This window comes from Agriterribacter sp. (assembly GCF_035445465.1).
Classification (GTDB): Bacteria; Bacteroidota; Bacteroidia; order Chitinophagales; family Chitinophagaceae; genus Agriterribacter.
This window is the reverse complement of sequence record NZ_DAOMQT010000001.1, coordinates 237,707-260,386: the sequence shown is the minus strand read 5'-3', so window position 1 is coordinate 260,386 and position 22,680 is coordinate 237,707. Positions and strand designations below refer to the sequence as shown.

General features: G+C 41.2%; 23 protein-coding genes and 1 tRNA gene. 19 read left to right on the top strand and 5 right to left on the bottom strand.

Annotation, left to right across the window (positions count from 1 at the left end):
- The first annotated feature begins 92 nt into the window (after positions 1-92).
- From PLE34_RS01070 to PLE34_RS01050, 5 genes are all read left to right on the top strand, one after another.
- Positions 93-3,521, top strand: a complete 3,429-nt coding sequence (locus tag PLE34_RS01070; RefSeq protein ID WP_324553243.1) for a TonB-dependent receptor — start codon at positions 93-95, stop codon at positions 3,519-3,521.
- A 106-nt stretch (positions 3,522-3,627) separates the two neighbouring features.
- Positions 3,628-5,433: a RagB/SusD family nutrient uptake outer membrane protein gene (locus PLE34_RS01065; RefSeq protein ID WP_324553241.1), complete on the top strand. Its 1,806-nt coding sequence runs from the start codon at positions 3,628-3,630 to the stop codon at positions 5,431-5,433.
- 76 nt (positions 5,434-5,509) lie between these two features.
- Positions 5,510-6,418 (top strand): metallophosphoesterase family protein, encoded by a 909-nt coding sequence (locus PLE34_RS01060; protein ID WP_324553238.1) that lies wholly within the window; start codon positions 5,510-5,512, stop codon positions 6,416-6,418.
- A gap of 92 nt (positions 6,419-6,510) precedes the next feature.
- A complete protein-coding gene (locus PLE34_RS01055; protein ID WP_324553235.1) occupies positions 6,511-7,692 on the top strand; it encodes a purple acid phosphatase family protein in 1,182 nt (393 codons plus the stop codon).
- Between the two features lie 75 nt (positions 7,693-7,767).
- The gene (locus PLE34_RS01050; RefSeq protein ID WP_324553232.1) at positions 7,768-8,562 is read left to right on the top strand and encodes a glycoside hydrolase family 16 protein; all 795 of its coding nucleotides are present in this window, start codon (positions 7,768-7,770) and stop codon (positions 8,560-8,562) included.
- Between the two features lie 6 nt (positions 8,563-8,568).
- Here the strand turns inward: PLE34_RS01050 and PLE34_RS01045 are convergent, their stop codons facing one another.
- Both PLE34_RS01045 and PLE34_RS01040 read right to left on the bottom strand, forming a co-directional pair.
- A complete protein-coding gene (locus PLE34_RS01045; protein WP_324553229.1) occupies positions 8,569-8,790 on the bottom strand; it encodes a DUF2905 domain-containing protein in 222 nt (73 codons plus the stop codon).
- 64 nt (positions 8,791-8,854) lie between these two features.
- Positions 8,855-9,673, bottom strand: coding sequence for an SAM hydrolase/SAM-dependent halogenase family protein (locus PLE34_RS01040; protein WP_324553227.1), 819 nt, complete (start codon positions 9,671-9,673; stop codon positions 8,855-8,857).
- Positions 9,674-9,890: 217 nt separating this feature from the next.
- Between PLE34_RS01040 and PLE34_RS01035 the strand changes: the two genes are divergently transcribed.
- From PLE34_RS01035 to PLE34_RS00990, 10 genes are all read left to right on the top strand, one after another.
- A tRNA-Lys gene (locus PLE34_RS01035) sits at positions 9,891-9,963 on the top strand.
- Between the two features lie 227 nt (positions 9,964-10,190).
- Positions 10,191-10,913 (top strand): hypothetical protein, encoded by a 723-nt coding sequence (locus PLE34_RS01030; RefSeq protein ID WP_324553224.1) that lies wholly within the window; start codon positions 10,191-10,193, stop codon positions 10,911-10,913.
- Between the two features lie 41 nt (positions 10,914-10,954).
- Positions 10,955-11,269, top strand: coding sequence for a DUF6922 domain-containing protein (locus tag PLE34_RS01025; RefSeq protein ID WP_324553222.1), 315 nt, complete (start codon positions 10,955-10,957; stop codon positions 11,267-11,269).
- Positions 11,227-11,922, top strand: coding sequence for a nucleotidyl transferase AbiEii/AbiGii toxin family protein (locus tag PLE34_RS01020; protein WP_324553219.1), 696 nt, complete (start codon positions 11,227-11,229; stop codon positions 11,920-11,922). Before PLE34_RS01025 ends, PLE34_RS01020 begins: the two co-directional genes overlap by 43 nt.
- A 158-nt stretch (positions 11,923-12,080) precedes the next feature.
- Positions 12,081-12,428 carry a helix-turn-helix domain-containing protein gene (locus tag PLE34_RS01015; protein ID WP_324553216.1) on the top strand — a complete coding sequence of 116 codons (348 nt, stop codon included), beginning with the start codon at positions 12,081-12,083 and terminating at the stop codon, positions 12,426-12,428.
- Between the two features lie 38 nt (positions 12,429-12,466).
- Positions 12,467-13,408, top strand: a complete 942-nt coding sequence (locus PLE34_RS01010; protein ID WP_324553213.1) for a DUF8464 domain-containing protein — start codon at positions 12,467-12,469, stop codon at positions 13,406-13,408.
- Positions 13,395-13,763: a hypothetical protein gene (locus PLE34_RS01005; RefSeq protein ID WP_324553210.1), complete on the top strand. Its 369-nt coding sequence runs from the start codon at positions 13,395-13,397 to the stop codon at positions 13,761-13,763. The genes PLE34_RS01010 and PLE34_RS01005 overlap by 14 nt, the downstream gene beginning before the upstream one ends.
- A gap of 471 nt (positions 13,764-14,234) precedes the next feature.
- The gene (locus tag PLE34_RS01000) at positions 14,235-14,618 is read left to right on the top strand and encodes a plasmid mobilization protein (protein WP_324553207.1); all 384 of its coding nucleotides are present in this window, start codon (positions 14,235-14,237) and stop codon (positions 14,616-14,618) included.
- Complete coding sequence (locus PLE34_RS00995; protein WP_324553204.1) at positions 14,615-15,664, top strand: relaxase/mobilization nuclease domain-containing protein; 1,050 nt, start codon at positions 14,615-14,617, stop codon at positions 15,662-15,664. Before PLE34_RS01000 ends, PLE34_RS00995 begins: the two co-directional genes overlap by 4 nt.
- A 27-nt stretch (positions 15,665-15,691) precedes the next feature.
- Positions 15,692-16,108 carry a hypothetical protein gene (locus tag PLE34_RS00990; protein ID WP_324553201.1) on the top strand — a complete coding sequence of 139 codons (417 nt, stop codon included), beginning with the start codon at positions 15,692-15,694 and terminating at the stop codon, positions 16,106-16,108.
- 434 nt (positions 16,109-16,542) lie between these two features.
- On the opposite strand, the gene PLE34_RS00985 is transcribed toward PLE34_RS00990, so the two are convergent.
- The 3 genes from PLE34_RS00985 to PLE34_RS00975 all read right to left on the bottom strand — a co-directional run bounded on the left by PLE34_RS00985 (position 16,543) and on the right by PLE34_RS00975 (position 18,567).
- On the bottom strand, positions 16,543-17,232 hold the full coding sequence (locus tag PLE34_RS00985) for a methyltransferase family protein (RefSeq protein ID WP_324553198.1): 690 nt from the start codon (positions 17,230-17,232) through the stop codon (positions 16,543-16,545).
- Positions 17,233-17,421: 189 nt separating this feature from the next.
- Positions 17,422-18,030, bottom strand: coding sequence for a hypothetical protein (locus PLE34_RS00980; RefSeq protein WP_324553195.1), 609 nt, complete (start codon positions 18,028-18,030; stop codon positions 17,422-17,424).
- Between the two features lie 51 nt (positions 18,031-18,081).
- Positions 18,082-18,567: a hypothetical protein gene (locus tag PLE34_RS00975; protein WP_324553193.1), complete on the bottom strand. Its 486-nt coding sequence runs from the start codon at positions 18,565-18,567 to the stop codon at positions 18,082-18,084.
- 314 nt (positions 18,568-18,881) lie between these two features.
- On the opposite strand from PLE34_RS00975, the gene PLE34_RS00970 reads away from it, so the two are divergent.
- The 4 genes from PLE34_RS00970 (at position 18,882) to PLE34_RS00955 (ending at position 22,669) form a co-directional block, all read left to right on the top strand.
- The gene (locus PLE34_RS00970; protein WP_324553190.1) at positions 18,882-19,124 is read left to right on the top strand and encodes a helix-turn-helix domain-containing protein; all 243 of its coding nucleotides are present in this window, start codon (positions 18,882-18,884) and stop codon (positions 19,122-19,124) included.
- Positions 19,125-19,676: 552 nt separating this feature from the next.
- Positions 19,677-19,886, top strand: coding sequence for a hypothetical protein (locus PLE34_RS00965; RefSeq protein ID WP_324553187.1), 210 nt, complete (start codon positions 19,677-19,679; stop codon positions 19,884-19,886).
- A 9-nt stretch (positions 19,887-19,895) separates the two neighbouring features.
- Entirely contained in the window at positions 19,896-22,076 is a 2,181-nt protein-coding gene (locus PLE34_RS00960; protein WP_324553184.1) for an ABC transporter permease, read from the top strand.
- A 266-nt stretch (positions 22,077-22,342) separates the two neighbouring features.
- Positions 22,343-22,669, top strand: coding sequence for an ArsR/SmtB family transcription factor (locus tag PLE34_RS00955; RefSeq protein WP_324553181.1), 327 nt, complete (start codon positions 22,343-22,345; stop codon positions 22,667-22,669).
- Positions 22,670-22,680: the final 11 nt, after the last annotated feature.

Genomic DNA, 22,680 nt, shown 5'->3' with positions numbered 1-22,680 from the left:
ATTAAACTTAAGAAAGTAAAATTATGAAAAAATTGATTGTATCCCAATCAAATGGGGATACGTGTCCAAAATTTCACAAACTGCTTATTGTCATGAAATTAACTGCAATATTATTAATTGTAGTATGTCTCCAGGCCTCTGCAACCGGGTATTCTCAAAATGATGTGAGTATTTCGGTGAAAAATGTTGAATTGAAGAAGTTATTCAGTATGCTTCAGAAGAGCACGACCTACCGGTTCCTGTATGAAGATAAGCAGTTGCCGGCAAACGTGAGGGTAGATGTAGCAGTGGAGAAGGTATCTATTCAAACCCTGCTGAATGACGTATTACGCAATACCTCATTACATTACAGGGTACTGAACAACAACCTGGTAGTGCTGAGCAATGCTGCAGTAAATGAAATCATGAGCAGCATTATCAAAGGCCGGATAACCGATGAAACAGGGCAGCCGTTACCGGGTGTAAGCATCCGTATCAAAGGCAGCACTTCGGGGGTATCTACAGGAGCTGATGGCACATTTACTATAGAAGCGCCGCTGAACAGCGTGCTGGAAATTTCATTCATTGGCTACCTGACGCAGGAATATACAATAAAGAAGGATGACACCATCAGTTTGCAACTGCTACCCGGCGATAAGAACTTAGACGAAGTAGTGGTGGTAGGTTTTGGTACGCAAAAGAAGGTAAACCTCACAGGGGCTGTTGATATGATCACCGCCAAGCAGCTCGAAAGCAGACCCTTAACCAGTTTGGGTGCCGGTTTGCAGGGTTTGATCCCTAATCTTAATATCTCTATTTCTAACGGGAGAGCAACGACCAGTCCGGCTTTTAATATTCGTGGTTTTACCAGCATTAATGGGGGAGAACCTTTAATTATTGTAGACAATGTGCCTTTCACTATGGACGAAGTATCCAGGCTCAACCCTAACGATATTGAAAGCGTATCTGTGTTAAAAGATGCTGCGTCTGCTGCTATTTACGGGGCACGTGCATCTTTTGGAGTGGTGCTCATTTCCACTAAGACTGCGAAAGGAAATAAACTAAATGTAGCAGTAAATTCCTTTATGGCTATCAGAACGATCGGCAAGCTACCGGAATTGGTTACTGACCCTTACCTAGTGATGGAGAATAAACATGAGGCAGGGCGTCCCCTTTATAACCTTTTCCCGGAGGCTGCACGTGCATACGCCAAGCAAAGGTCGGAGGATCCTTCATTACCCGCTGTAATACTCAACCCCGCAAACCCCGACTACTGGTTATCTACCGGCTCTACCAATTGGTTGGACGAAGCTTATCACAAAACAGGTCCTACTTATAATACAAACCTGAGTGTTTCTAAACGCGCTGATAAAATGTCCTATTATTTATCGGCCGATTATTACAGGCAGGATGGTATGTTGAAATATGGCAACGACATTTATAACCGGTACAATCTCCGGGGTAAAATTGATCTGAATATTACCCGGTGGCTCGACATCTCTAACAATACACTCATAACCAGCAGTGATTATGATGCACCGGTATTGATGGATGCTGATTTTTTCTGGAATGTAAACAGGCAGAGTTCTTTGGACGTTCCCAAAAACCCTGATGGTTCCTGGAGCTATGTCGGTGGTTCACTATTGGGAAGAATGCAGGAAGGCGGTCGTTCTAAAAACAGGCTGAATGAATTTCAGACTACTTTTTCTGCAAACATTTCATTGATCAAAGGCGTTTGGGATATCAAAGGCGATGCAACCATTAGAAGAGGTAGCGGGTTGACAAGGTCTTATGATATTCCTATTCCTTACAAAACCGGCCCTAATATCCCCGTGGCTTATACCGGTGCTACTACTAGCTGGGCACAAAACAATACTTTAAGCAATCGGTACAATGTGTACAATGTATATACCAATTTTTATAAAAATATTGGCAATCATTTTGTACAGGGGCTGGTAGGTTATAACCAGGAGTATAGAATTGTTACGGATTATACCGCCAGAAGAAATAATATTATTTCTACTTCCTTACCATCCATAGGGCTCAGTACAGGTACAATGACCCAAAATGAAACGATCACCGATTGGGCAATGCGCGGCGTTTTTTACCGCTTAGGCTATAATTATAAGGCACGTTATCTGCTTGAATTGAATGGACGCTATGATGGCTCATCGAGATTTCCGGGAGATAGACGTTGGGGTTTCTTTCCCAGCGCTTCCGCAGGTTGGGTAATATCGGACGAGGCGTTTTTTAAAGGCATAAATAAAGCCCTTTCTCTTGATATGTTTAAAATAAGGGCTTCATACGGAAGCCTGGGTAACCAAACTTTTAGTTATAGTAATACCTTCCCTTACTATGACTCTTATCCCTACCTGCCTATTTTACCTACCGGACAAGCCAACATCATATTGGGTTCTACCAAACCTACAATTGTGAGCAGCCCCAAACCTGTATCTGATAATTTTAGCTGGGAAAGCATTGCAAGTGTAAACTTTGGTGTAGACCTTTCCATGTTCAACAACCGGTTTAATGTAAACTTTGATAAGTATACCCGGTATACAAGAGATATGCTGATACCCGGACAGGAACTTCCTGCTGTTTTTGGCGCTGACGCTCCTACTGAAAATAATGGCGATCTTAGAACCAAAGGCTGGGAATTACGCTTGAACTGGAGAGATAATACCATGCTGGCAGGTTCGCCATTCTGGTATAACCTCACCTTTACTTTAGCCGACAATCGTTCATGGATTACAAAATATGATAACCCCACAAAATATCTTGGTAATACATATGGCAACTATTACGAAGGAAGAGAGATAGGTGAAATATGGGGGGCTGAAATTGCCGGTTATTTTAAAGATGAGCAGGAAATAGCGAGTTCCCCCAACCAACGAGAATTTGGTGAAGACGATCAGGGGTATAATTTCTATCCCGGAGACCTGAAGTTCGTTGACCTGAATCATGACGGTAAGATTAATTATGGCGACAGAACCGTGGATAACCCCGGCGATATGCATATCGTTGGTAACAAGAGTGCCCGCTATCCCTATGGCATTGATCTTTCTGCTGGTTGGCAGGGAATTGATTTGCGTGTTTTTATGCAGGGTATTGGTAAGAGAGACTGGTATCCCGGTAATTCAAATGTTTACTTCTGGGGCATTTACGCGCAACCCTGGACCAATGTAACCACGTTGAATCTGGATCACTGGACGCCTGAAAACCCCAATGCATATTTCCCTGCTGTACGGGCCTATACTGCAGAAGATGCATTATCGCCACTGGCAAAACCTAATAAAAGGTATATGCAGAATGGCGCTTATATGCGTGTTAAAAACGTAACAGTGGGTTATGCTTTACCAGAGTCATTATTACAACGGTTAAAGCTGAGCAAAGTGCGTTTTTACTTTAGTGCAGAAAATATTTTTGAAATATCGCATCTGAAAGTAAAACTGGACCCCGAATCATTGGGCGACGGTAGCAGGCCGCAGGCGGCATATCCGTTCCAGCGTACCTACTCTTTTGGTTTAAACCTGAATTTTTAATGCACTAATTTCTTTAAGATGAAACGGAGCAAAATACATATTTCTGATATAAAAAAATGTCTATGCGAAGTTCCATCAGACCAAATTCAAAAATAAAAATTAACTGATGAAACGAATTTCATATATACTTTTAGTAGTCACTCTACTGGGTGTTTCGTGTAAAAAAGATTTTTTACAGCGCACACCCGCAACGGCTATTACCGGCAACGATTTTTTTAATACGACGGCCGACCTGGAAACCTATACCAACGGGTTATATACGCAGCAACTTCGTGCAATATGGGCAGACGTAGAGGCGGCAGATAAATTTTCAGATAACATCTCTATTTATACCGGCAGCAGCGAGATAGACAATCTTATTCGCGGAGGTGTAACACCAGGCAATACCAAGGGCTGGGACAGGGACACCTGGGGTATTTTACGCAACATCAATTTTATGCTGGATAATGTTGGTAAAACAACAGGAGACCAGGCTGTCATAAACCATTATATTGGCGTGGCAAGATTTTTCAGGGCCAACTTTTACTATGGTATGGTAAAGCGTTATGGTGATGTGCCCTGGTACTCGCATGTGCTGGGTAATAAAGAGGAAGATATGTTGCAGAAGGCCAAGGATCCACGTGCTGTGGTGGTAGATTCCATAATGGCTGACCTGGAATATGCCGTTGCGAATGTATTACCTGCACATACCAACAATACTTATGTAACCAAATGGAGTGCGTTAACATTGCTGGCAAGGGTTGCTTTACATGAAGGAACCTACCGCAAATACCATCATGAGTTGGGACTGGAATCTTCAGCGCAAACTTTTCTTCAGCGTGCTGTATCTGCCTCGCAGGAAATAATGGATAACGGTGGTTTTGACATTACCGGAACCGGGGCTGCCGGATACCGGGCGTTGTTCACGAGCAATGATCTCTCCGGGAATAAGGAAGTGATTTTTCTCCAGAAGAATAATAAAGAACAGGGCGTTGCCAATAACACACACGTTGTGTTAGACTGGCAATGGGCTTTAAGCTCCAGTTTGGCAAATGAGTTTTTAATGGCAGATGGTACACCGTTCACGTCTCAAAGTGGTTACGATACCAAAACTTTTGTAAACCTGTTTACCGATCGTGATCCGCGTTTAGCCGAAACCGTTATGCCGCCAGGTTTCGTACTAACTCCGGGTGGTAATCCTTATCTTACCCGTCCTAGTTTTGGCGGTTATCTGCAAATAAAGTTTTACCCGCGGGATGCGGCTTTGAGAGGCGGCTGGGTTTTAAACTATACAGATCTGGCCATTTTCAGGTATACGGAAGTGTTACTGACAAATGTTGAGGCAAAGGCGGAATCAGGAACGCTTAGCCAGGGAGACGTAGATGCAACTATAAACAAGCTTAGAACAAGAGTAGGAATGCCTGCATTGGATATGGCGGCTGCAAATGGTACGCCCGACACCTATCTTTCCGGTAAATATCCATTGGTTACCGGGGCAAATAAAGGCGTAATTCTTGAAATACGCAGGGAGCGCAGAGTAGAGCTGGCTTGTGAAGGCTTCCGGCTGGATGACCTGTACCGCTGGAAAGCAGGTTCACTTTTGGGGCAAAACACGGGTGGCATGTATGTGCCTGCGCTGGGTGGCTTGGATGTAACCGGTGATGGCGTGGCTGATATAGCTATTCTTCAATCCAAAGAGGATGAAAGTCCGATAGCTGGTTTGCCGGCCGATGTAAAAGAAAGAATTGTGAAATATTATCTTGCCGACGGAGCTTTTATTTTGTCTAACGGAACATCGGGTACTGTTATGTTTGCCAAGGACGTGGCACAGCCCCGCAGTTTTATTGAACCTAAATATTACTATTTCCCAATTCCTGCTTCACAGATAACATTGAGCAATAAAAAATTAACTCAACCTGCCGGTTGGGAATAAAAAAGTGTGAGACTACAAAATGCCGGTGAGATGCTCAGTTGTTTCACCGGTTTATTTTTTAACTGAAAATATGTTCATGAAAAGACGATTTTTTCTACGCAATGCGTCGCTTGCAGCGGCAGGAGCAGCAGGTGTGTCCAATATACACGCAACAGCAGCCAGGGATACTAAAGATGAATTTAAAAAACCGGTACTTACGGTTGCGCACATTACGGATGTGCATATCCGGCCGAATGACAATATTCCGCAACGGTTTAAGCAATGCCTTGAAGCGGTGAAAAAGCATAAGGTTGATTTCTTTTTGAATGGCGGAGATTCTATCCATGATGCTTCGTATGATAATGTAGAACGGGCAAGAGTAACCGAACAATGGGCGGTTTGGGATGAGTGCATGCAATCGCTGAAAGGATATGAAGTATACAGTTGTATCGGCAATCATGATCCGTGGTGGTCGGCTCCGTCAAAAGAAGATGAAATGTATGGTATACCTTATACTGTAAAACGGTTAGGCATACCACATAACTATTACAGCTTTTCGAAAAAGAACTGGCATTTTATTATCCTCGATGGCAATTACAAGAGCATTACTTTAGGAGAAGAGCAAACGGAATGGTTAAAAAAGGAACTGGAGAAAGTTCCGCAAGGTGATTTCGTACTACTGATGTCGCATTATCCCATACTAACTGTTACGAGTACCTGGGAAGGAGGGCAGCATAAAGATCATAAGGAGCTGAAGCAACTTTTTTATAAGCATAAAGACAAGGTGAGGGTTTGCTTAAGCGGTCACCAGCATTTGCTGGACAGGGCATGGTACAATGGCGTAAACTATTTTTGCAATGGTGCTATAAGTGGTTTCTGGTGGGGTAAGGGAAATGAAAAATCTGCACAACCTTATTATTACCAGGAAACGCCACCCGGGTATGCAATCATTAAACTATATGAAAATGGAGCGGTGGAGAACGGGTACATATCCGTAAATATGTAGGGTTTGGAGTTTAACAAATATATTCCTTTTTAAAAAAGTAACTATTATTGTAATAAATAGCCTTCCCAATTTAGAAATAGTTATAAAGGAATATGACAACACGACAATTACGAAAGCACTACCTGTCTGTTATGGTAGTGTTTTGTTTACTTGCGGGTGCTTTTCGTGGTAATGCCCAGGAACAAATAAAAATTTCACATGGTCCGTATTTGCAGGCGATGACCGATTCGGGCGTGTCAATAGTATGGACAACCAATAAACCTGCCACTGCCTGGGTGGAGCTGGCGCCTGATGATAGCAGTCACTTTTACCAGTCAGAGCGTCCGAAGTTTTTTTGTGCCGCTGATGGTTTGAAAAATGTAGGGACTGTTCATCAGGTAAACTTAAAGAACTTATTACCCAATACCCGTTATCGTTACCGTGTGTATAGCCAGGAGGTTTTAAAGCATGAATTTGTATATGTTCACTACGGCAATGTAGCCGCAACGGCTGTGTACCGGAAACAGCCGCTTACGTTCACTACCCATGGGAAACCGGAACCGTTTGAATTTGCAGTAGTGGATGATATTCATGAACGGAATAATGTATTGAAGCAGTTGTTAAGCCAGGTTGATCTGCCCAACACCGGTTTTGTTGTTTTTAATGGAGATATGATCAATGCCTCCATGAGCGAAGAGCAGGTATTTGGCGGCTTTATGGACACGGCAACAGCCTTATTTGCCAGCGAAATACCCATGTATTACGCAAGAGGAAATCATGAAACCCGCGGACCTTTTGCTTCAAAATTCGCTGCATATTTTCCCGGTGTGGGCGGTCATTTGTATTATATGTTTACTAAGGGTAATGCTTGTTTTATAGTGCTGGATGGGGGAGAAGATAAGCCCGATTCTGATATTGAGTATAGCGGCATTACTAACATGGATGAACACAGAACAGAACAGGCAGAATGGCTCGCCAATATGGTAAAAACAGATGCTTTTAAAAAAGCGAAGTATAAAATAGTGATCTGTCATATACCTCCTGCCGATGGATGGCATGGCAACCGGGAGATCACAAAGAAATGGGTGCCCATTTTGAATAAAGCAGGTGTGCATGTTTTTATTGCTGCGCATGAACATCGCCACCGCATCCAAAAGCCTTCTGAGTCCATAAAGTTTCCTGTTATAGTGAACTCCAATAATAATATTATTAAAGCAAGCATTTCGGAAAAGGAAGCACGCTTTCGTATTTTTGATACGGCAGGCAAGCTGGTTGATGAATTGATTATTCCCTAAAGAAACATCAGATTATATACCTGCTATTGCTGATTTCAGTTAAAATAATCATTGATCACCAACAATATTCATTTGATGAAGAATAAGAAATTTTTTCCGCTTTCATTTTTAGCGATCCTGCTGGTTTCCTGCGCCGGCACAAAATATACTCAAAAAATGGTGCTGAGTTGGGAAGAAAATTTCAACCAGCTTAATGGTTTCGATACAACCCGGTGGTCGAAAATACCAAGGGGAACCCCGGACTGGCAAAAGTATATGAGCCCTTTTGATTCCTGCTATGCCATGCGTGACGGTAAATTAATTTTGCGTGGTATCGTTAATAATAGCCTGCCCAACGATACTGCCACGTATTTAACAGGCGGTGTATACACAAAAGATAAGGTGGGCTTTGGCTTTGGCCGACTGGAAATATATGCAAAGCTGAATGGAGCACGTGGTGCGTGGCCGGCTTTCTGGTTGTTATCGCAGGGCATGAAATGGCCGGATGGCGGCGAGATAGATATTATGGAAAGATTGAACTTTGATTCTATCGCTTATCAAACGGTACATTCTCATTATACCTATAACCTGGAAATGAAGGAACCGAAGCAGGGAGCAACCGGGGTTATCAATCCCGATGACTTTAATAATTACGCTGTGGAGCTGCACCCGGACAGCTTAGTTTTTTTCATCAATAATAAAAGAACGTTCGCTTATCCCCGTATTCAAACAGACAAAGAAGGGCAATTTCCTTTTGATCAGTATAAGTATTACCTGTTGCTGGATATGCAGTTGGGCGGCGGCTGGGTGGGTAGCGTTGATGCCGCAGATCTGCCTGTTGAAATGGAAATTGACTGGGTGAGGTTTTATGCTTTTAAGCAAAAGCATTAGGTTTTTCTACAATTTCCTAAACAGCCACAGGAGTAGCGAGAGCATGACACTAAACAGGATCATGGTAGTAATGGGGAAATAAAAACGGAAATTTTCTTTTTCAATACGGATGTCTCCCGGCAGGCGGCCGATCCAGTGCAGCCTGTCGTGAAAAAAGTAGATCACCATGCCTGCAATGATAACCAGCACTCCTCCTGCAATGATGTATTTGCCCGTTTCAGCGTTCATTGTATAAAATTAAAAAAAGTGAGTGATGCTGCCTGCAACTGAAAAAAGAGAACCATTCCCTGAGCTACTCAAAAAATATGCGTATGGTTTGGTAAAACAAACGGTTTTGCAGATGTGCCGATTGTTTTTCGGCATAACCCTGCAGTCCCAGCAGCCCGGCAGCATTGCCTTTATTAATGGCTATTTCGAGATAGCCTGCGGCGTTAAACAGGGCCAGCTTTTCACCTTCCGGCACATCGGCATAGGTTTCGCTTATTTTATCAATTACTTCGTCTCTTTTAAAAGCAATGGTAAAGCGCCTGCCCTTTCTTTGTTCTTCAAAAGCTTCGCGGGTAATATTGATCACCACGTTTTCAAAATGATCAATAAAAATTATTTGTCCCTCCATCCAGTTTTCGCCCAGCAGCGGGCGCAGCGGGTTTTTTTCCAGTATTTCTATATCCGGAATACCGATGGTATGAATGCTTTGCCCGTTGGCGATGGCTTGGATGCTTTTTCCAAAAACGCGGGTAATGTGCAGCGCGTTTTTGGTTATGGTTTTATCCAGGGGTAGTCCGATCACCAGTTCGGGCTTACCTTCTGCGATCATCGTGAGCAGCCCGTTATCGGCGCATAAAATGTATTGCCGGTTATGAAAAGCCAGGAGCAGGTGCTCATGCCTGTTTTCAAAAAGATTTACCAGCACGATATGAAACGTAAAGTCGGGAAAATTTTTAATGGCGTTGCGGCACAGGTAAGCTGCCCGCGGGTAGTTAAAAGGGGTAAGCTCATGGCTGATGTCTACCAGTGCGCACCCCGGTACGGCTTGCAACAATTGCCCTTTGATGGCTCCCGCCAGGTAATCCTTTTGTCCGATATCTGATGTAAGTGTTATTAAGGGCATGTGCGTGATCAACAATGGTACAACTATATTCGTGCAAAAATAAGAGACTGTGCCCGTAATAAACATTGTTTAACGGAATGAACCTGGCGGATTGGTGTGCAAAAGCTGCCGTAAAGGAAAAAGCATTGATTTTTTTAAAAGTTTGGCAGAATGCCTTTTTCCCTTATTTTTGCACTCCCAAAAAAGAAAGGGGTTTATCCTTGTTGTAAGGATAAATGATTCCGTAGCTCAGCTGGTAGAGCAATACACTTTTAATGTATGGGTCCTGGGTTCGAGTCCCAGCGGGATCACTTAAATTGAAATAGATCACTGAAAATCAGTGGTCTTTTCTTTTTAGTCGAATTTTTAGTCGAAGAACTTACATCCATACTCTTACTTCTTCCTTCACTTTACCCCTGATAACATGTCTTTACAAAGGTACCTGAATTTTTACTTATGCTTATGAAATTGTCCTAATGGATAAATACGGGTAGTATTATACCCTAAAAAGATGTACCTTACAATAAATTGATTTGTGATGAAAGATACAGTGAAGAAGATACAATCCTTTATAACATTCGAGCACCCCATTCATCTGGACTATATTACCCAGCAGTTTTCCAATACCCAGCAAAAATTTCAAAAAGTTGTGCCGGAATGGAGCATCAGCGCCACGCGGCAGAAACTGATAGCCGATTATTGGTTTATTTATGTGATCAGGCATTTTGCTATCATCTTAGGGTTACCTGCTTTGCTTTTTTATCTTATCCCCGGCAATTTCGAACTGCAAAACTTACTGGGCGTTTTTATGGCGGGATTTTTAAGTTTCCCCGTTCTGTACCTGTTTGTTTATCGTCCCAGCTTTGGGGCTGCCTATTTGCCACGGTTGGAGACTATCAAAGAAGCCTATGAGCGTAAAGAATTGGAACATCTGGAAAAATGCCGGAGATCACAACTTTCTAATCTTGCTCTTTGCCTGGTTTTTTATGTTTTTGATAAGGCTTGCAGTATGAATAAACTGCAGCCTAATGATCAGTATGCCGGGATTCTTATCAGGCTCTATGGCGTTGACCAGGGCAGTCTGAAGAAGAACCTTGAATTGATATTTTCAAATGCTGCCAAAAGAAAGTCCCTTACAGATCGTAAAATAACTGAAATCCGAAATAGGTTTTCAGAAGCGTATAACTTTTTTGAAGAAATGAATTTCCCCGAAGGTGTTTCTATTTTAAAACAACTTGAATCAAAGCTTACTTCGACTTAGCTAAAAAATTTCGGACAATGAAAATTTTGTAATTTTAAAATATGGGAAGAGATGCACAAATACGGGATAAACCTCAATTGCCCAAACGTCTTTTTTGGGACTTTAAGTATGAACAGATTGATTGGGTGGCCGGCTATCTTACTGTGATTGCAAGAGTCATCGAACGTGGAAGCAAAGAAGAATGGGAAGAAGTGATTCGCTTTTATGGGCGGGATCAGGTTGTTCATGCATTAAAATATGAGATAAAGTTCCTGGCAGATTATGCCATTAAGGAAGTGTGTGCCTATTTCTCTATCCCCAAAGAGAATCTGTTATGTTATACACGCAAACAGTCGAGACCGGGACACTGGATTTGATAAAAAAGTTAATGATTGATGAGGTGTTGTCTAAGTTTAACCTTGTTGGAGGCACAGCTCTTTCCTTAAATATGGGTCACAGAAAATCTGTAGATATTGATCTTTTTACAGACGCGGATTTTGATGCCCTTTACCTGGCCAATCACTTAGCAAAGACTTATAACGCTACCATTTCTGGTGTTCTTACCAATGGCGTTTTTGCCTTTATTAACGATGTGAAAGTTGATTTGCTCGCACATCAATATCCAATATTAAATCCAATAGAAATTAAAGAAGGCATACGAATGTTATCGCTGGAAGATATCGGGGCGATGAAACTAAATGCTATTCTGTATAACGGAACCCGTTTAAAGGATTTTGTTGACATATATGCGTTGGTTGAATATCTTCCATTGAATAAAATAACGGGGAATTTTATACGGAAATATCCTGAAGTAACCAGCCAAATGGCTCATAACGCACTCCTTTATCACAATGATATAGATATGACAATGAAGATTGACTATATCAGTTGGGAGATTCCCTGGAAGGAAATTGCAGCCAGATTACATGATGCTGTTACCAACGATCAAAAAATATTTCGGAAGAAAAATCTTCTTTCGCGCAAAACCATTTCACCCATTCCGAGAAGAAAAGGAGGGAGAAGGATATAACACTGGGCAGCAAGTGTTTAATTAAATGTTTCCCAACCTTTTATCATTTCTAAATTTCTATTCCTCCCATTTTCCCGGACTATTCTTCTAACCTTAAGTATACTTAGCTTCTTTCCCCTTGCATAAAGTTCCACTTTGCCTTCCTAAAATATAAGGCAATGAAAGGATATGTGAACAATGCAGCTTCGCCAACCCCAATGTTATTTCCTTTTGAACCGGAACAATTCTGGTTATTCATGCGGCAGGTAATCCGGGAAGAAATAACAAACGTTGAAAAAATAAAGCCGGTAAACTCCCGCTATGATACGCCCGGAATGACCTATAAACCTCTGTTTAAGATTTCAGAAGTCTGTCAGCTCTTCCAGGTCAGTAAGCCTACTATTTATGATTGGATACGTCACGGAAAGCTAAAACCTTACAAAATTCGTTCACGGGTTTATTTCCTGTGGCAGGATATCCAGCAGCTGTTACACCCGGCTTCCAGCGACAGTAATACTTCAATCTAAAGAAACTTCTGATTACTTAACAGGGAAATTATTTCGTTATGAACAAACTAACCGTAGCAGAAGCGAGGAAAATAGACATAGTAGATTATCTTTCTTCATTAGGTCTCCTGGGTACAAAAATACAGGGAGAAGATCATTGGTACTTCTCTCCTTTTCGCGATGAGCGAACTCCTTCTTTTAAAATTAACCGCAGGAGCAATATCTGGTATGATCACAGTAGCGGAGACGGAGGAAACATTATTGATTTTGGGATTCTTTATCACCGCATAGATGTACGGGGATTCCTGGAACTATTAGCCAGGGACTACAGGCGAAACGATTTTTCTTTTCACCCGCAATTTAAAAAGGATGGTAATATTGGGTTAGTTGCGGGTGAAAAAGAAAATTTAGCCGATAGCAAAATAGTAGTTACTGCCACCCGGCAGTTATCAGACAAAAGATTGCTTCACTACCTTAATGCAAGATCTATTTCTCCTGAACTTGCCAGTCAATTCTGTCAGGAAGTTGATTTTGCTCTTTATAAAAAGCAGCACACAGCCATCGGATTCCCTAATGGCAAAGGTGGTTATGAACTTCGCAGCAGTTATTTCAAGGGCAGCTCATCGCCAAAAACTTTCCGGTTTGTTGACAACAGCAGTCAGGAATTACAGGTATTTGAAGGCTTTTTTGATTTCCTTTCCTGGTTTTCACATTTTAAAAATGATCAGCTCGCCTGCAACTTTTTAGTGCTAAACTCACTTTCTTTTTTTCAAAAAGCAAAGCAAACGATGGAACAACATAGCTCCATAGGACTTTGGTTGAATAGAGGAACCGCCGGGCAGGCGTGTACTATGCAGGCGCTTAAAAGTAATTCAGCCTATACAGATAAAAGCAATTTATACAAAGACTTTGACGATCTGAATGAATGGCTCGTGCATCAAAATCAACAAAAACAATCAAAATTGAAAACGATAAAACCTACATATTATGGCAGACATTAAAAGACGGACGTTGACCCTTATCAGTGGTAAGCAGATTAAACTATACGGAAACAGCATGGCTATTGGAAGTAGCCTGGAGGTTGGAGAAGGCGCAGCGCCTAATATTCTTTCTTTCATGGAGCAAAGCGAGGATGAAAAGCCCGACGGTACAATGTCGGATTTCACTGCTGAAATTAAACCAAAGAAAGCAAAATCTGTTTCCAAACCCGTTGCAACAGTGCTCAATCCACACCGGTTGACAGTGATGGAGATTTTGGAAATGGCAGATTTTAATATCCAGTTATGGATGCAATTGAAAGATAATATCCGGCGGTATGGTCTTGATAATCCGAAAATCTTTAACCGGGAAATGTAACCGGAGCTGGTGAAAAGAAAAAATAATTACCCTTCAAATTTGCATCATCTGCCAGGATTTCAGGTTAGGTACCGGCAATTTAAAACTGGTAATTCCAAGCGCAGCTAAATAAACAACAGCCGGCAGGTTACCCGGAACGCAACCGGCAAGGTGTACCAAATGTTACACATTCGCAAATTAACCTGTTTGCCTCCGTAGTTGGCAACAGCAATTTAGAACCGGTTTAAAGCCGCATATCCGTTGGATGAGTGAATAATACCAATAGAATTGATAAATCATCTATAACAAACGCTGAATGCACAATAACCGCTTTTCAGGCTGATGAATACAGGGGATGCTTTTTAAAGTTTCAGGTAGCCAGCTATGTTTTGGTAATACCAAAACGCCGGCTCCTTCATCCCGTTTTGAAGGCGGGATTTGGAGGAAGATTTTTTCATGCTATCGCATTCAAAAATCATGGAGGCACAAAATATGACACAGACAAATGAACAGCCAAAAAATAAAGGCGGACGCCCCGCCAAAAGCATTAAACGTAACCAGGTAGTGACGCTCAAATGTGCCAGCTACGAACAGGCAAGGATCAGCGCCAATGCCAAAAAAGCCGGGCTTTCTGTATCAGAATTTCTCCGGGAAATGGGACTGAACGGACAGGTTGTCACCACCGAAAAAGCGTTGCCCGTAGAAATCTTAGCGCTCACTGGTACGCTCAACCACATGGCAGCAAACCTTAACCAAATCGCTAAAAAGCGAAATAGCGTAATTGAAGAATTGAATGCCGCTGAACGTGCAGGTCTTGAAATTCTTTCAAGGGAAGTAAAAGAAGTTGCACAGCTTATCAAAACTTATCTGCAATGATCGGGAGTATATCGCTGGGGGCTTCTTTCTTCCATTGTATCAGCTATTGCCTGGAAGATAAAAGAACATTAACGGAAGAACAGAAAATAAAGAAGTCATTGGAAGATGGTTTACAGCATAAGGACCGGGCAGAAGTACTGGCTTACAACAAATGCTTTGGCAACAAATACGAGCTGGCTGAACAGTTTAAAGAGGTTGCCCGATTAAGCAGGCGGGTAGAAAAGCCGGTACTGCATTTATCTTTAAGCCTCCCTCCCGGCGAACAATTAAACCGTAACCAACTGATTGAAGCCGGTCAGGAACTGGCAAAAGAATTTGGGGTGGACGATAATCAATATCTCATTATCCAGCATAAGGATACTAACAAACAGCATATTCATTTGGTGGCAAACCGGGTAGGTTATCAGGGTAAAGCAGCCAGCACCAGTAATAATTATTTGAAGATGGACAGGCTTTGCCGCCGGCTGGAAAAAAAGTACAGGCTGCAGCAAGTGCTTAGTGCAAAGCGGTTTTTGCCGAAGGAGCAAAAATTAACTCCAAGACATGACAGCCGGAAAGAGAAAATGAAAAATGATATACAGCAGTCGTTGAAGAAAGCAAAAAACTATGATGATTTTGTAAAAAGAATGCAGGTATTGGGCTACCAAATCATAAAGGGCAGGGGTATCACTTTTATAGACGATAAAAAAGTAAGCGTTAAAGGCAGCGACCTGGGCTATTCATTGATGACAATAGAAAAACTGTTGCAGCGGAATCAAACGCAGGAATTGAAGCAGGAAAATATTTCTAAAGTTCAGGAACAGGAAATTAAAAAGCCATCTGCCAATCAACAAATTATTGCCACCAATGCCAGGCTTAGGAGAAGAATTACCGAAAAGCAGCATTCATCCTTCTTCGAGAAATCGCCATTGGAAGAATTACAAAAAGGCATTGGAGGTATTATATCAGAATTATTAAACCCAGGATATCCTGAAACGGATGAGATCAATCCCGAACTGTTAAAAGAAGCGCACAGGAAAAAGAAACGGAAAAAACCAACATGGTAAAGCTTTTACGAATAAAATAAGCAGATCATGGATACGAATAACAATAAATTGAACAAAGAAGAAAAGGAAAATGTATTGCTGGTGCTCAATGAATTTTCACAGGAGTATAAGGTTAATGCCAAAGCAATAAGCATGCTTACAGCAAATGTAAAAGAATGCATTGCTAAAATAAACGAGTTTATTGAAGAATCAAAAAAGGAGTACAAGGGCGGTGAGGATCTTCAACAAATAGAACAGTTGAAAGAAAGGATAGATGAACTAAAAAATTTGATCGTTACCCAGCCAACAGAGGTAAAGCAAGAGAAAAGGATTTTACTTTTCCCGGAACACGACACAAAAGAATATTACGGAACCGTTCTGCGATGGATACTATATATCATTATCGCGACTTATGGATTCTTTTTGTTGAAATATTTAATTGATCTGCTAAAGATTCAACAATGAGAACTAACACTTACTTTGTACCTTGGAACTAACGCTTTTTGTAAAATAACAATGAATGGCTTTTCTAAGATAGTCCATTTGCGTACACTATAGTTGTAACTAAAAAAAATGAAGTATAGAATCCGAAATGATAGATATTGTCAAGTTCTCAATTGGAGTATTTTTGGCTATCGGCGGTTGGGTAACCAACAGCCGCGATAAAAAGTTTCGTTCCTGCTTTCATAGTTTTAACCGATTGGATAAACTTCGATTTTATTCCCCTATATCAATAATTGCCAACTGAAATCAAGCAAAATACTTATTCTGTTTCTGTAGTTACCGTCCAAAGAATCTGTGTTCGTACAGTCCTACCTGAAGATGATAAAAGCTGCGCTGATGCTAATAACGTCAAGCCGCGCTTTCATGAAACTGATTGTTAGCGGTTCAGGCTTTTGTCAGTATATAAACGGTATCAACATTTTTGTGTGGTTTGCATAGTCGTCATAACCTTTGCCATATTTGCCTTTCAGATATTTGTCAAGTTTGGGTGCGTTGTAAAAAGCGAATAAACAAAAAAGAAAAATCGGAATACTCACCGCATACCAATTCCTTGTAATAATCGCATACGCTGTCACCCAAAGCATATCGCCAAAGTAATTGATATGTCTGGAATATTTGAAGAATCCTTCAGTATAAATTCTTCCTTTGTTGTCAGGATTCTGTTTCCATTGGTTACGCAGGATCTCTCCGCCTGTGTTCAACACACATCCGACAATAAACAGGATTATTCCAAATATGTCAATAAAGTCAATAGGTTTAGAAGTCGGCAAAGCAAATAAGGCAAACCCGACAAAATATAAAGCAAAGGCAAACGGCACACTAAAACTTTCTTCCCAGGGGATTGCTCTTTTCAGTAAAACCGTCATCATAAACGCAAATCGAAAAAATGTAATAACGCTAAATGTGAAAATGATCATTCGTCTGCCGGTAAATTCGATTGCATTGTGAATGTGTAAAGTGTTTTCAATCCAGGTTCCTCCCTCCCGGAAAAGTATCCAAAACGATAACCATAGTATTAGAATTTCAAGAACGTGAATAATCACTTTTTGAGGTATGCTTTTGCTGTGTTGTCCGTATAGCTTCATTGCAACTATCTTCTAAAGTTGTACTATGTCATTACTTGCAGAACCCTTCCTTTTGCCATATTCTACTTCGTGAATAGTAAATTTACAAAAATCGAAGTGCAAATTATACAGCATTTCGACCTTTATAATTATGAAATTCAGTTTCGGTTTAAATGACCGTCAGGGTAGCGCCGCTCCTTTTAGAGGAGATCATAATGATAACGGTCTATCGTTCTTTACACATTCACCCACATGCGTTACCTCCCTTACATCAATTAGATGCGCGGCTTCTACCAGCTTTATCAAATGGATGCATACTGTTAGCGGGGCTGTTATAGCGGTAGTATCACTGTTCAGGGCATTCTCCACTACCTGCTCCCAGCACTGCAGCCAGTTACCGAGCGACCGGTAGCTGAAAAACTGCTGAAACACCCGGTAGGGATCACTATATTCTTTTTCAGACAGGCATCGCGGAAGCTCCTTCCACACATCAGCGCTAACATAATGGCTGCAATAGTATTTTTTATGGAAGAGCTCTTCTTTTTTAATGGTAACCACGCTGTGCTTCTTATACCTCAAAGCATAAGCGGCTTTTATAAGCGAGCGGATGAGCTTGCTGTATAACAGCACATCGCCGGGCGGATATTCTTTGTACACGCCTGCCCCACTGGCATGGCATACCAGCTTTTTGATGAGCCTGCGAAAATGGTGCACATGCGCTTCGGCAAAGAAGTGGGCGATTACCTGGTAAGGGTCTGTAATGCATTCGCAGAGCCAGCATTGGGTTGTAAACGGGTCTTTGTGGTGTTTGGTTTTCATCTTTTTATTTTTAGAGTGAGGCTTAGACAGACCTATAAGGTTTTAAAAACCTTACAGGGCTTGCTGTTGCGGCGGTATTACGCCGGGGAAGGCGGTGATGATCTCCCCGCCTGTGCTGGTAATGACCGTAATGGTGGTTACGGTATTGCCCGAAGTATCGTGCCCGAGCGGCGTGCCGGTATCCAGTACCCGCTGCAGGTGAGGGCTGCACGGAACAGGCTCTGGCGGTTGCTGGCAGGCGTCTCTTATACAGGCTACAATTTGCGGTATAGGTATGGTAAACTTGCCGGTAAGCGGGTGACGCGGCACTTTGTAATAATGGCGTTCCAGTATATGCGCCAGGGCTTTGCTGCTTAGGTACGAGCCTTTGCGCAGCAGCTTTTTACGGTGCTTTACGGGCAGTTGCCATATAAGCCCCTCCTGCATTTGCTGCAGCCAGCTTTGGGTATCTGCCAGCAGGAACAGGGCTTGCAGCCATTGGGTTTCGTTAAAATGGATGTTGGCGCTTTGTGCAGGTGTGGCAACGGCGTTGTTCATAACAAAAAAGTTTTAGGCTGGCACCCGCACAAAAAAGGCGTGGCGCTCAACTTACCGCTCCGAGGTACTGGTATACCCACACACGAATAAGAGAGCCCACGCCGTAACATGGGCATTCTGCTTATCATCTCGTGTGTTCAAAAATTACCAGTTTTCGGAACGAGATTCAAAGCGAATTGCTTCAAATAATTTTATGAAGTAATCGCGAAAATATTATTTCAAAATAAAGATAAGTAATTATTTTAATTCACGGTCATTTATAACCGTGAATTTTTTTTAAAATAGTTGAACCTTGATTTACAAATTGGGAGGGAATGGATAAAAATAGTATAGAGTTAATGAAGAATGCTTTTGGTAAAAACTTGCAAAGAATAAGAACCACTAAGCGCAAATCATTGTTGGAGCTGTCATATAACTGCTCCATAGACGAAAGTAAAATCTCAAAAATTGAACATGGAAAATTTGACATTAAAATGTCAACGATATTTGAATTAGCAAGAGGCTTGGAAATACATCCTAAAAAGCTGCTGGATTTTGAGTTTGATTTCGAGGATTGAATTTTATATTGTAAAAGGGTAAATATTGGCGATTATTCTTGTCTATACAGTAATTTATTTCATTCGCTATCCTGAGATAAAATCAATAGAGCACTCTACATTCAGCAATAGACCTAATGGATAACCAGAGGTTTCAATAATTGCCAATTTCGGTTTCATTTAAAATAAAATAATCTTCTATTAATATTGGCTTACCTGTTGTTCTTGAAAAAAAAGTCAATGAGTTCATTCAAGACACTAGTTAGATCCGGTGTTACATTCAATTATGACCACAGGATTTTATTTACAAAATCAATATCAATCGGCGGGTGTTTGTCCTGTCTGGTTTATTGTTCTTTTAATTGTATTGCATACAATAGATACCGATCAAGTAATTTTAAGTGCAAATGAGAATTATTGAGATGCCATTGGTCATATTGTTACACAAAGGAACATAAGGTGTAACGGAAACGGACATGCACAGCATCGTCATAAAAGATATATAATTGATTATTAATTACTTATCATGTTGGCATAGTATGTGGCTGAAGTCCTCAGAGAATTTGAATATATATGTTTAAAAATTATTTCAAGGTAGCTTTCAGGGTGTTTAACAGGAACCGACTGATCACGTTTATTAATGTTTTTGGACTTGGTTTAGCTATGACCGTGGGAATGATGGTAATGATCAGGATGCAGGAGGATATGTCGTACGATAATTTTCACCCGCAATCCGGGAGCATTTTAAGGATCATCAGTGCTTATTACAAAAAATCCGGGTAGCAGTGGCGAATGGCTACAACATCTTTGCCGCTCAGACAACAGATCGAAGGTAATTTTAAAAACGTCCAGGCGGTAGCGAATGTCTATCCCGCATTGAGTGGCAAAATAAAAGTGGACGGTAAAGAATTTTACCTGAACGGAGCTTTCACAGAGCCTTCTTTTTTCGACATATTTGGATTTACATTTCACTCCGGCAATCCCTCAACAGCGCTAAAAGAACCCAATACCATAGTCATATCCCAAACGGCTGCAAAAAAATATTTTGGAAATGAAAACCCACTTGGAAAATTACTTATGCTTGAGACCGGGGAGAATTTTATAGTTACAGGAGTACTGAACGCCCCGCCCTCAAAAACTCATTTTAATTATGAGGCATTTGCCTCCTGGGCCAGCGTAAAGCAGATGGAAGACAGAAAGACGCTGGCTGTGAAATCCTCAGACTGGTTTGCTTTGAATGCAGCATATACTTTTGTAAAAAACACCCCTCATGGAAACAAGAGCGGGATGGATCTGCAGCTTAAAAATCTTGCCACTGCGTTAAATAAAAATAATACTGACGGTGAGGTTACATTTACTGCTCAGGAGTTTGATAAGATCAGTCCATCGGGTGAGATGTTAGGAAATGAAATGAACGGTGTAAGCCCCTGGGGAAAGATTATTGCTGAAATAATAATTGCCGCTGTCATTTTGCTGGCAGCCTGTTTCAATTATACCAATCTTACTGTTGCCAGGGCGCTGAGCCGGGCTAAAGAAGTAGGGATCAGGAAGATCGCCGGCGCAAGGCGTGTGCATGTTTTTGTTCAATACCTTATTGAAGCAATACTGTTATCAATGTTAGCACTTTGCCTTGCATGGATATTTTTGTCCTTGATCATAAGGTATGCTCCTTTCAATGATGAATATGAATTTATTCCTTCTGCTTTCCGGTATAATAGTCCGTTTGTGATGTACACAATTGCCTTTGGATTATTTGCTGGCTTGCTGGCGGGTATTGCACCGGCATGGATGCTTTCTGCATTTACACCTTTGCGGGTAATGAAAAACCTGACCACAGCAAAGATCATGGGTAAAGTAAGTATTCAGAAAGCGCTGATCGTTTTTCAATACAGTCTTTCGCTTTTTATTATAATTTTTCTGCTGACTTTCTACCGGCAGTTTTCTTTTATGGGTAAAGCCGACAGGGGCTTTGCTAAAGACAATATTATGGTTGTACCGCTGAATGGTTTAAAGGCTGAACGCATTATCCAGGAAATCAACAGCATTGCTGGTATACATTCTTCCGGTGCAATGTCTGCCGAAATCTCGAAAAAATTCAGTGGAATGAGCATGCCGGCATGGACAGACGACCCTCAAAAGGCATTAAAACTGCAATACTATTTTGCTGATCCTGGCTTCATTCCTACCATGCAATTAAAAGTACTGGCAGGCAATAATTTCCCGGCAAGCGCCACACGACCTGCAATTGAAAATATTCTTATCAATGAGCAGGCTGCTATCGGCCTGGGGTTTAAAGATTATGAAAAAGCTATTGGCCAGCTTATAAGAATAAACGACACCACCCAAATGCGGATTACCGGTATTCTGAAAAACTTTAATTATGAAGACCCCGGCCGGCCTGTATTCCCGCTTGCATTCAGGACATTGCAGGATGCATATAATTATGTATACATTTCAATTGAAAATAATGCAGACAAGCAGGCGATTGCCCTGAAAGTAGCTTCAACATTGCAAACATCTCTTCATTGCACTCCTATACTGACCTCCTGGCTTGATGAAGATTTGAAACGTGCTAATGATCAAACAGCAACAATATCGCTGTTGGGTTATCTTGCTTTTATTGCAACAGCCATTGCTACGCTGGGACTGTTGGGCCTGGTTACTTATACGGTACAGGTAAAACGTAAAGAAATCAGCATACGGAAAATCATCGGAGCAACTGAAAAGCAACTTGCAAGCATGTTATCCGGAAGGTTTATAAAACTGATTTTTATTGCCGGCTTTATTGCTGTTCCGATTGGTTTTATGGCGGGGCATCTTTTCCTCCAAAACTTTGTGGAAAGAACTACTGACAGCTTGCTCTCAGCATTCCTCTGTTTTGCTTTTTTGCTTTGCATTGGGTTAACCACTATTATTTCCCAAACCTTAAGGGCAGCAGCAACAAATCCCGTAAAGGACTTGCACACTGAATAGTAATAAGCAGTGTTGCACTATTTCGGAAACATTCGTATTACCCCATTATACAAAATCGGGGCTTAAGCCAATACGTGTGAGTAGTAATTCCGTTTTGCTTTCATACGGTATTAATTTTTATTCGATAATTGTACCAATTCATTCTGTTTGATTTTTAATTCGGGAACAGCTACCAATTAGCTGAAAAAGAACAAATCACTTTTGAATTATCGGGTTTGGCAGATAAAATATTAATCGTAATATTGCAATATTAAAATATAATTAAAGTGGGAGCAAGCAAGGCAAATCATTTTACAAACAAACAAAATCAAATAGCTACAATCGCAAAGGCATTGGGGCATCCGGCAAGAGTTGCCATTATAGAGTATCTGTTAAAAGCGAATGAATGTATTTGTAGCGATATAGTAAACGAATTGCCATTGGCGCAACCAACTGTTTCACAGCATTTGAAAGAACTTAAAAATGCAGGACTGATAAAAGGTAGCATTGAGGGCAATGCAATTTGTTATTGCATTGATGAAAAAGCGTTCAATATACTGAAAGAATATTTTGCAAAAATTATTTTGACTGTAACTGATAAAAAATGCTGTTAAGCGTTTTTATT

What these genes read in the sequence shown, in the direction of transcription:
- PLE34_RS01070 (WP_324553243.1), top strand. Translation starts at nt 93, where the DNA reads ATGAAATTAACTGCAATATTATTAATTGTAGTATGTCTCCAGGCCTCT.
- PLE34_RS01065 (WP_324553241.1), top strand. Translation starts at nt 3,628, where the DNA reads ATGAAACGAATTTCATATATACTTTTAGTAGTCACTCTACTGGGTGTT.
- PLE34_RS01060 (WP_324553238.1), top strand. Translation starts at nt 5,510, where the DNA reads ATGAAAAGACGATTTTTTCTACGCAATGCGTCGCTTGCAGCGGCAGGA.
- PLE34_RS01055 (WP_324553235.1), top strand. Translation starts at nt 6,511, where the DNA reads ATGACAACACGACAATTACGAAAGCACTACCTGTCTGTTATGGTAGTG.
- PLE34_RS01050 (WP_324553232.1), top strand. Translation starts at nt 7,768, where the DNA reads ATGAAGAATAAGAAATTTTTTCCGCTTTCATTTTTAGCGATCCTGCTG.
- PLE34_RS01045 (WP_324553229.1), bottom strand. Translation starts at nt 8,790, where the DNA reads ATGAACGCTGAAACGGGCAAATACATCATTGCAGGAGGAGTGCTGGTT.
- PLE34_RS01040 (WP_324553227.1), bottom strand. Translation starts at nt 9,673, where the DNA reads ATGCCCTTAATAACACTTACATCAGATATCGGACAAAAGGATTACCTG.
- PLE34_RS01030 (WP_324553224.1), top strand. Translation starts at nt 10,191, where the DNA reads ATGAAAGATACAGTGAAGAAGATACAATCCTTTATAACATTCGAGCAC.
- PLE34_RS01025 (WP_324553222.1), top strand. Translation starts at nt 10,955, where the DNA reads ATGGGAAGAGATGCACAAATACGGGATAAACCTCAATTGCCCAAACGT.
- PLE34_RS01020 (WP_324553219.1), top strand. Translation starts at nt 11,227, where the DNA reads ATGTTATACACGCAAACAGTCGAGACCGGGACACTGGATTTGATAAAA.
- PLE34_RS01015 (WP_324553216.1), top strand. Translation starts at nt 12,081, where the DNA reads ATGAAAGGATATGTGAACAATGCAGCTTCGCCAACCCCAATGTTATTT.
- PLE34_RS01010 (WP_324553213.1), top strand. Translation starts at nt 12,467, where the DNA reads ATGAACAAACTAACCGTAGCAGAAGCGAGGAAAATAGACATAGTAGAT.
- PLE34_RS01005 (WP_324553210.1), top strand. Translation starts at nt 13,395, where the DNA reads ATGGCAGACATTAAAAGACGGACGTTGACCCTTATCAGTGGTAAGCAG.
- PLE34_RS01000 (WP_324553207.1), top strand. Translation starts at nt 14,235, where the DNA reads ATGACACAGACAAATGAACAGCCAAAAAATAAAGGCGGACGCCCCGCC.
- PLE34_RS00995 (WP_324553204.1), top strand. Translation starts at nt 14,615, where the DNA reads ATGATCGGGAGTATATCGCTGGGGGCTTCTTTCTTCCATTGTATCAGC.
- PLE34_RS00990 (WP_324553201.1), top strand. Translation starts at nt 15,692, where the DNA reads ATGGATACGAATAACAATAAATTGAACAAAGAAGAAAAGGAAAATGTA.
- PLE34_RS00985 (WP_324553198.1), bottom strand. Translation starts at nt 17,232, where the DNA reads ATGAAGCTATACGGACAACACAGCAAAAGCATACCTCAAAAAGTGATT.
- PLE34_RS00980 (WP_324553195.1), bottom strand. Translation starts at nt 18,030, where the DNA reads ATGAAAACCAAACACCACAAAGACCCGTTTACAACCCAATGCTGGCTC.
- PLE34_RS00975 (WP_324553193.1), bottom strand. Translation starts at nt 18,567, where the DNA reads ATGAACAACGCCGTTGCCACACCTGCACAAAGCGCCAACATCCATTTT.
- PLE34_RS00970 (WP_324553190.1), top strand. Translation starts at nt 18,882, where the DNA reads ATGGATAAAAATAGTATAGAGTTAATGAAGAATGCTTTTGGTAAAAAC.
- PLE34_RS00965 (WP_324553187.1), top strand. Translation starts at nt 19,677, where the DNA reads ATGTTTAAAAATTATTTCAAGGTAGCTTTCAGGGTGTTTAACAGGAAC.
- PLE34_RS00960 (WP_324553184.1), top strand. Translation starts at nt 19,896, where the DNA reads ATGGCTACAACATCTTTGCCGCTCAGACAACAGATCGAAGGTAATTTT.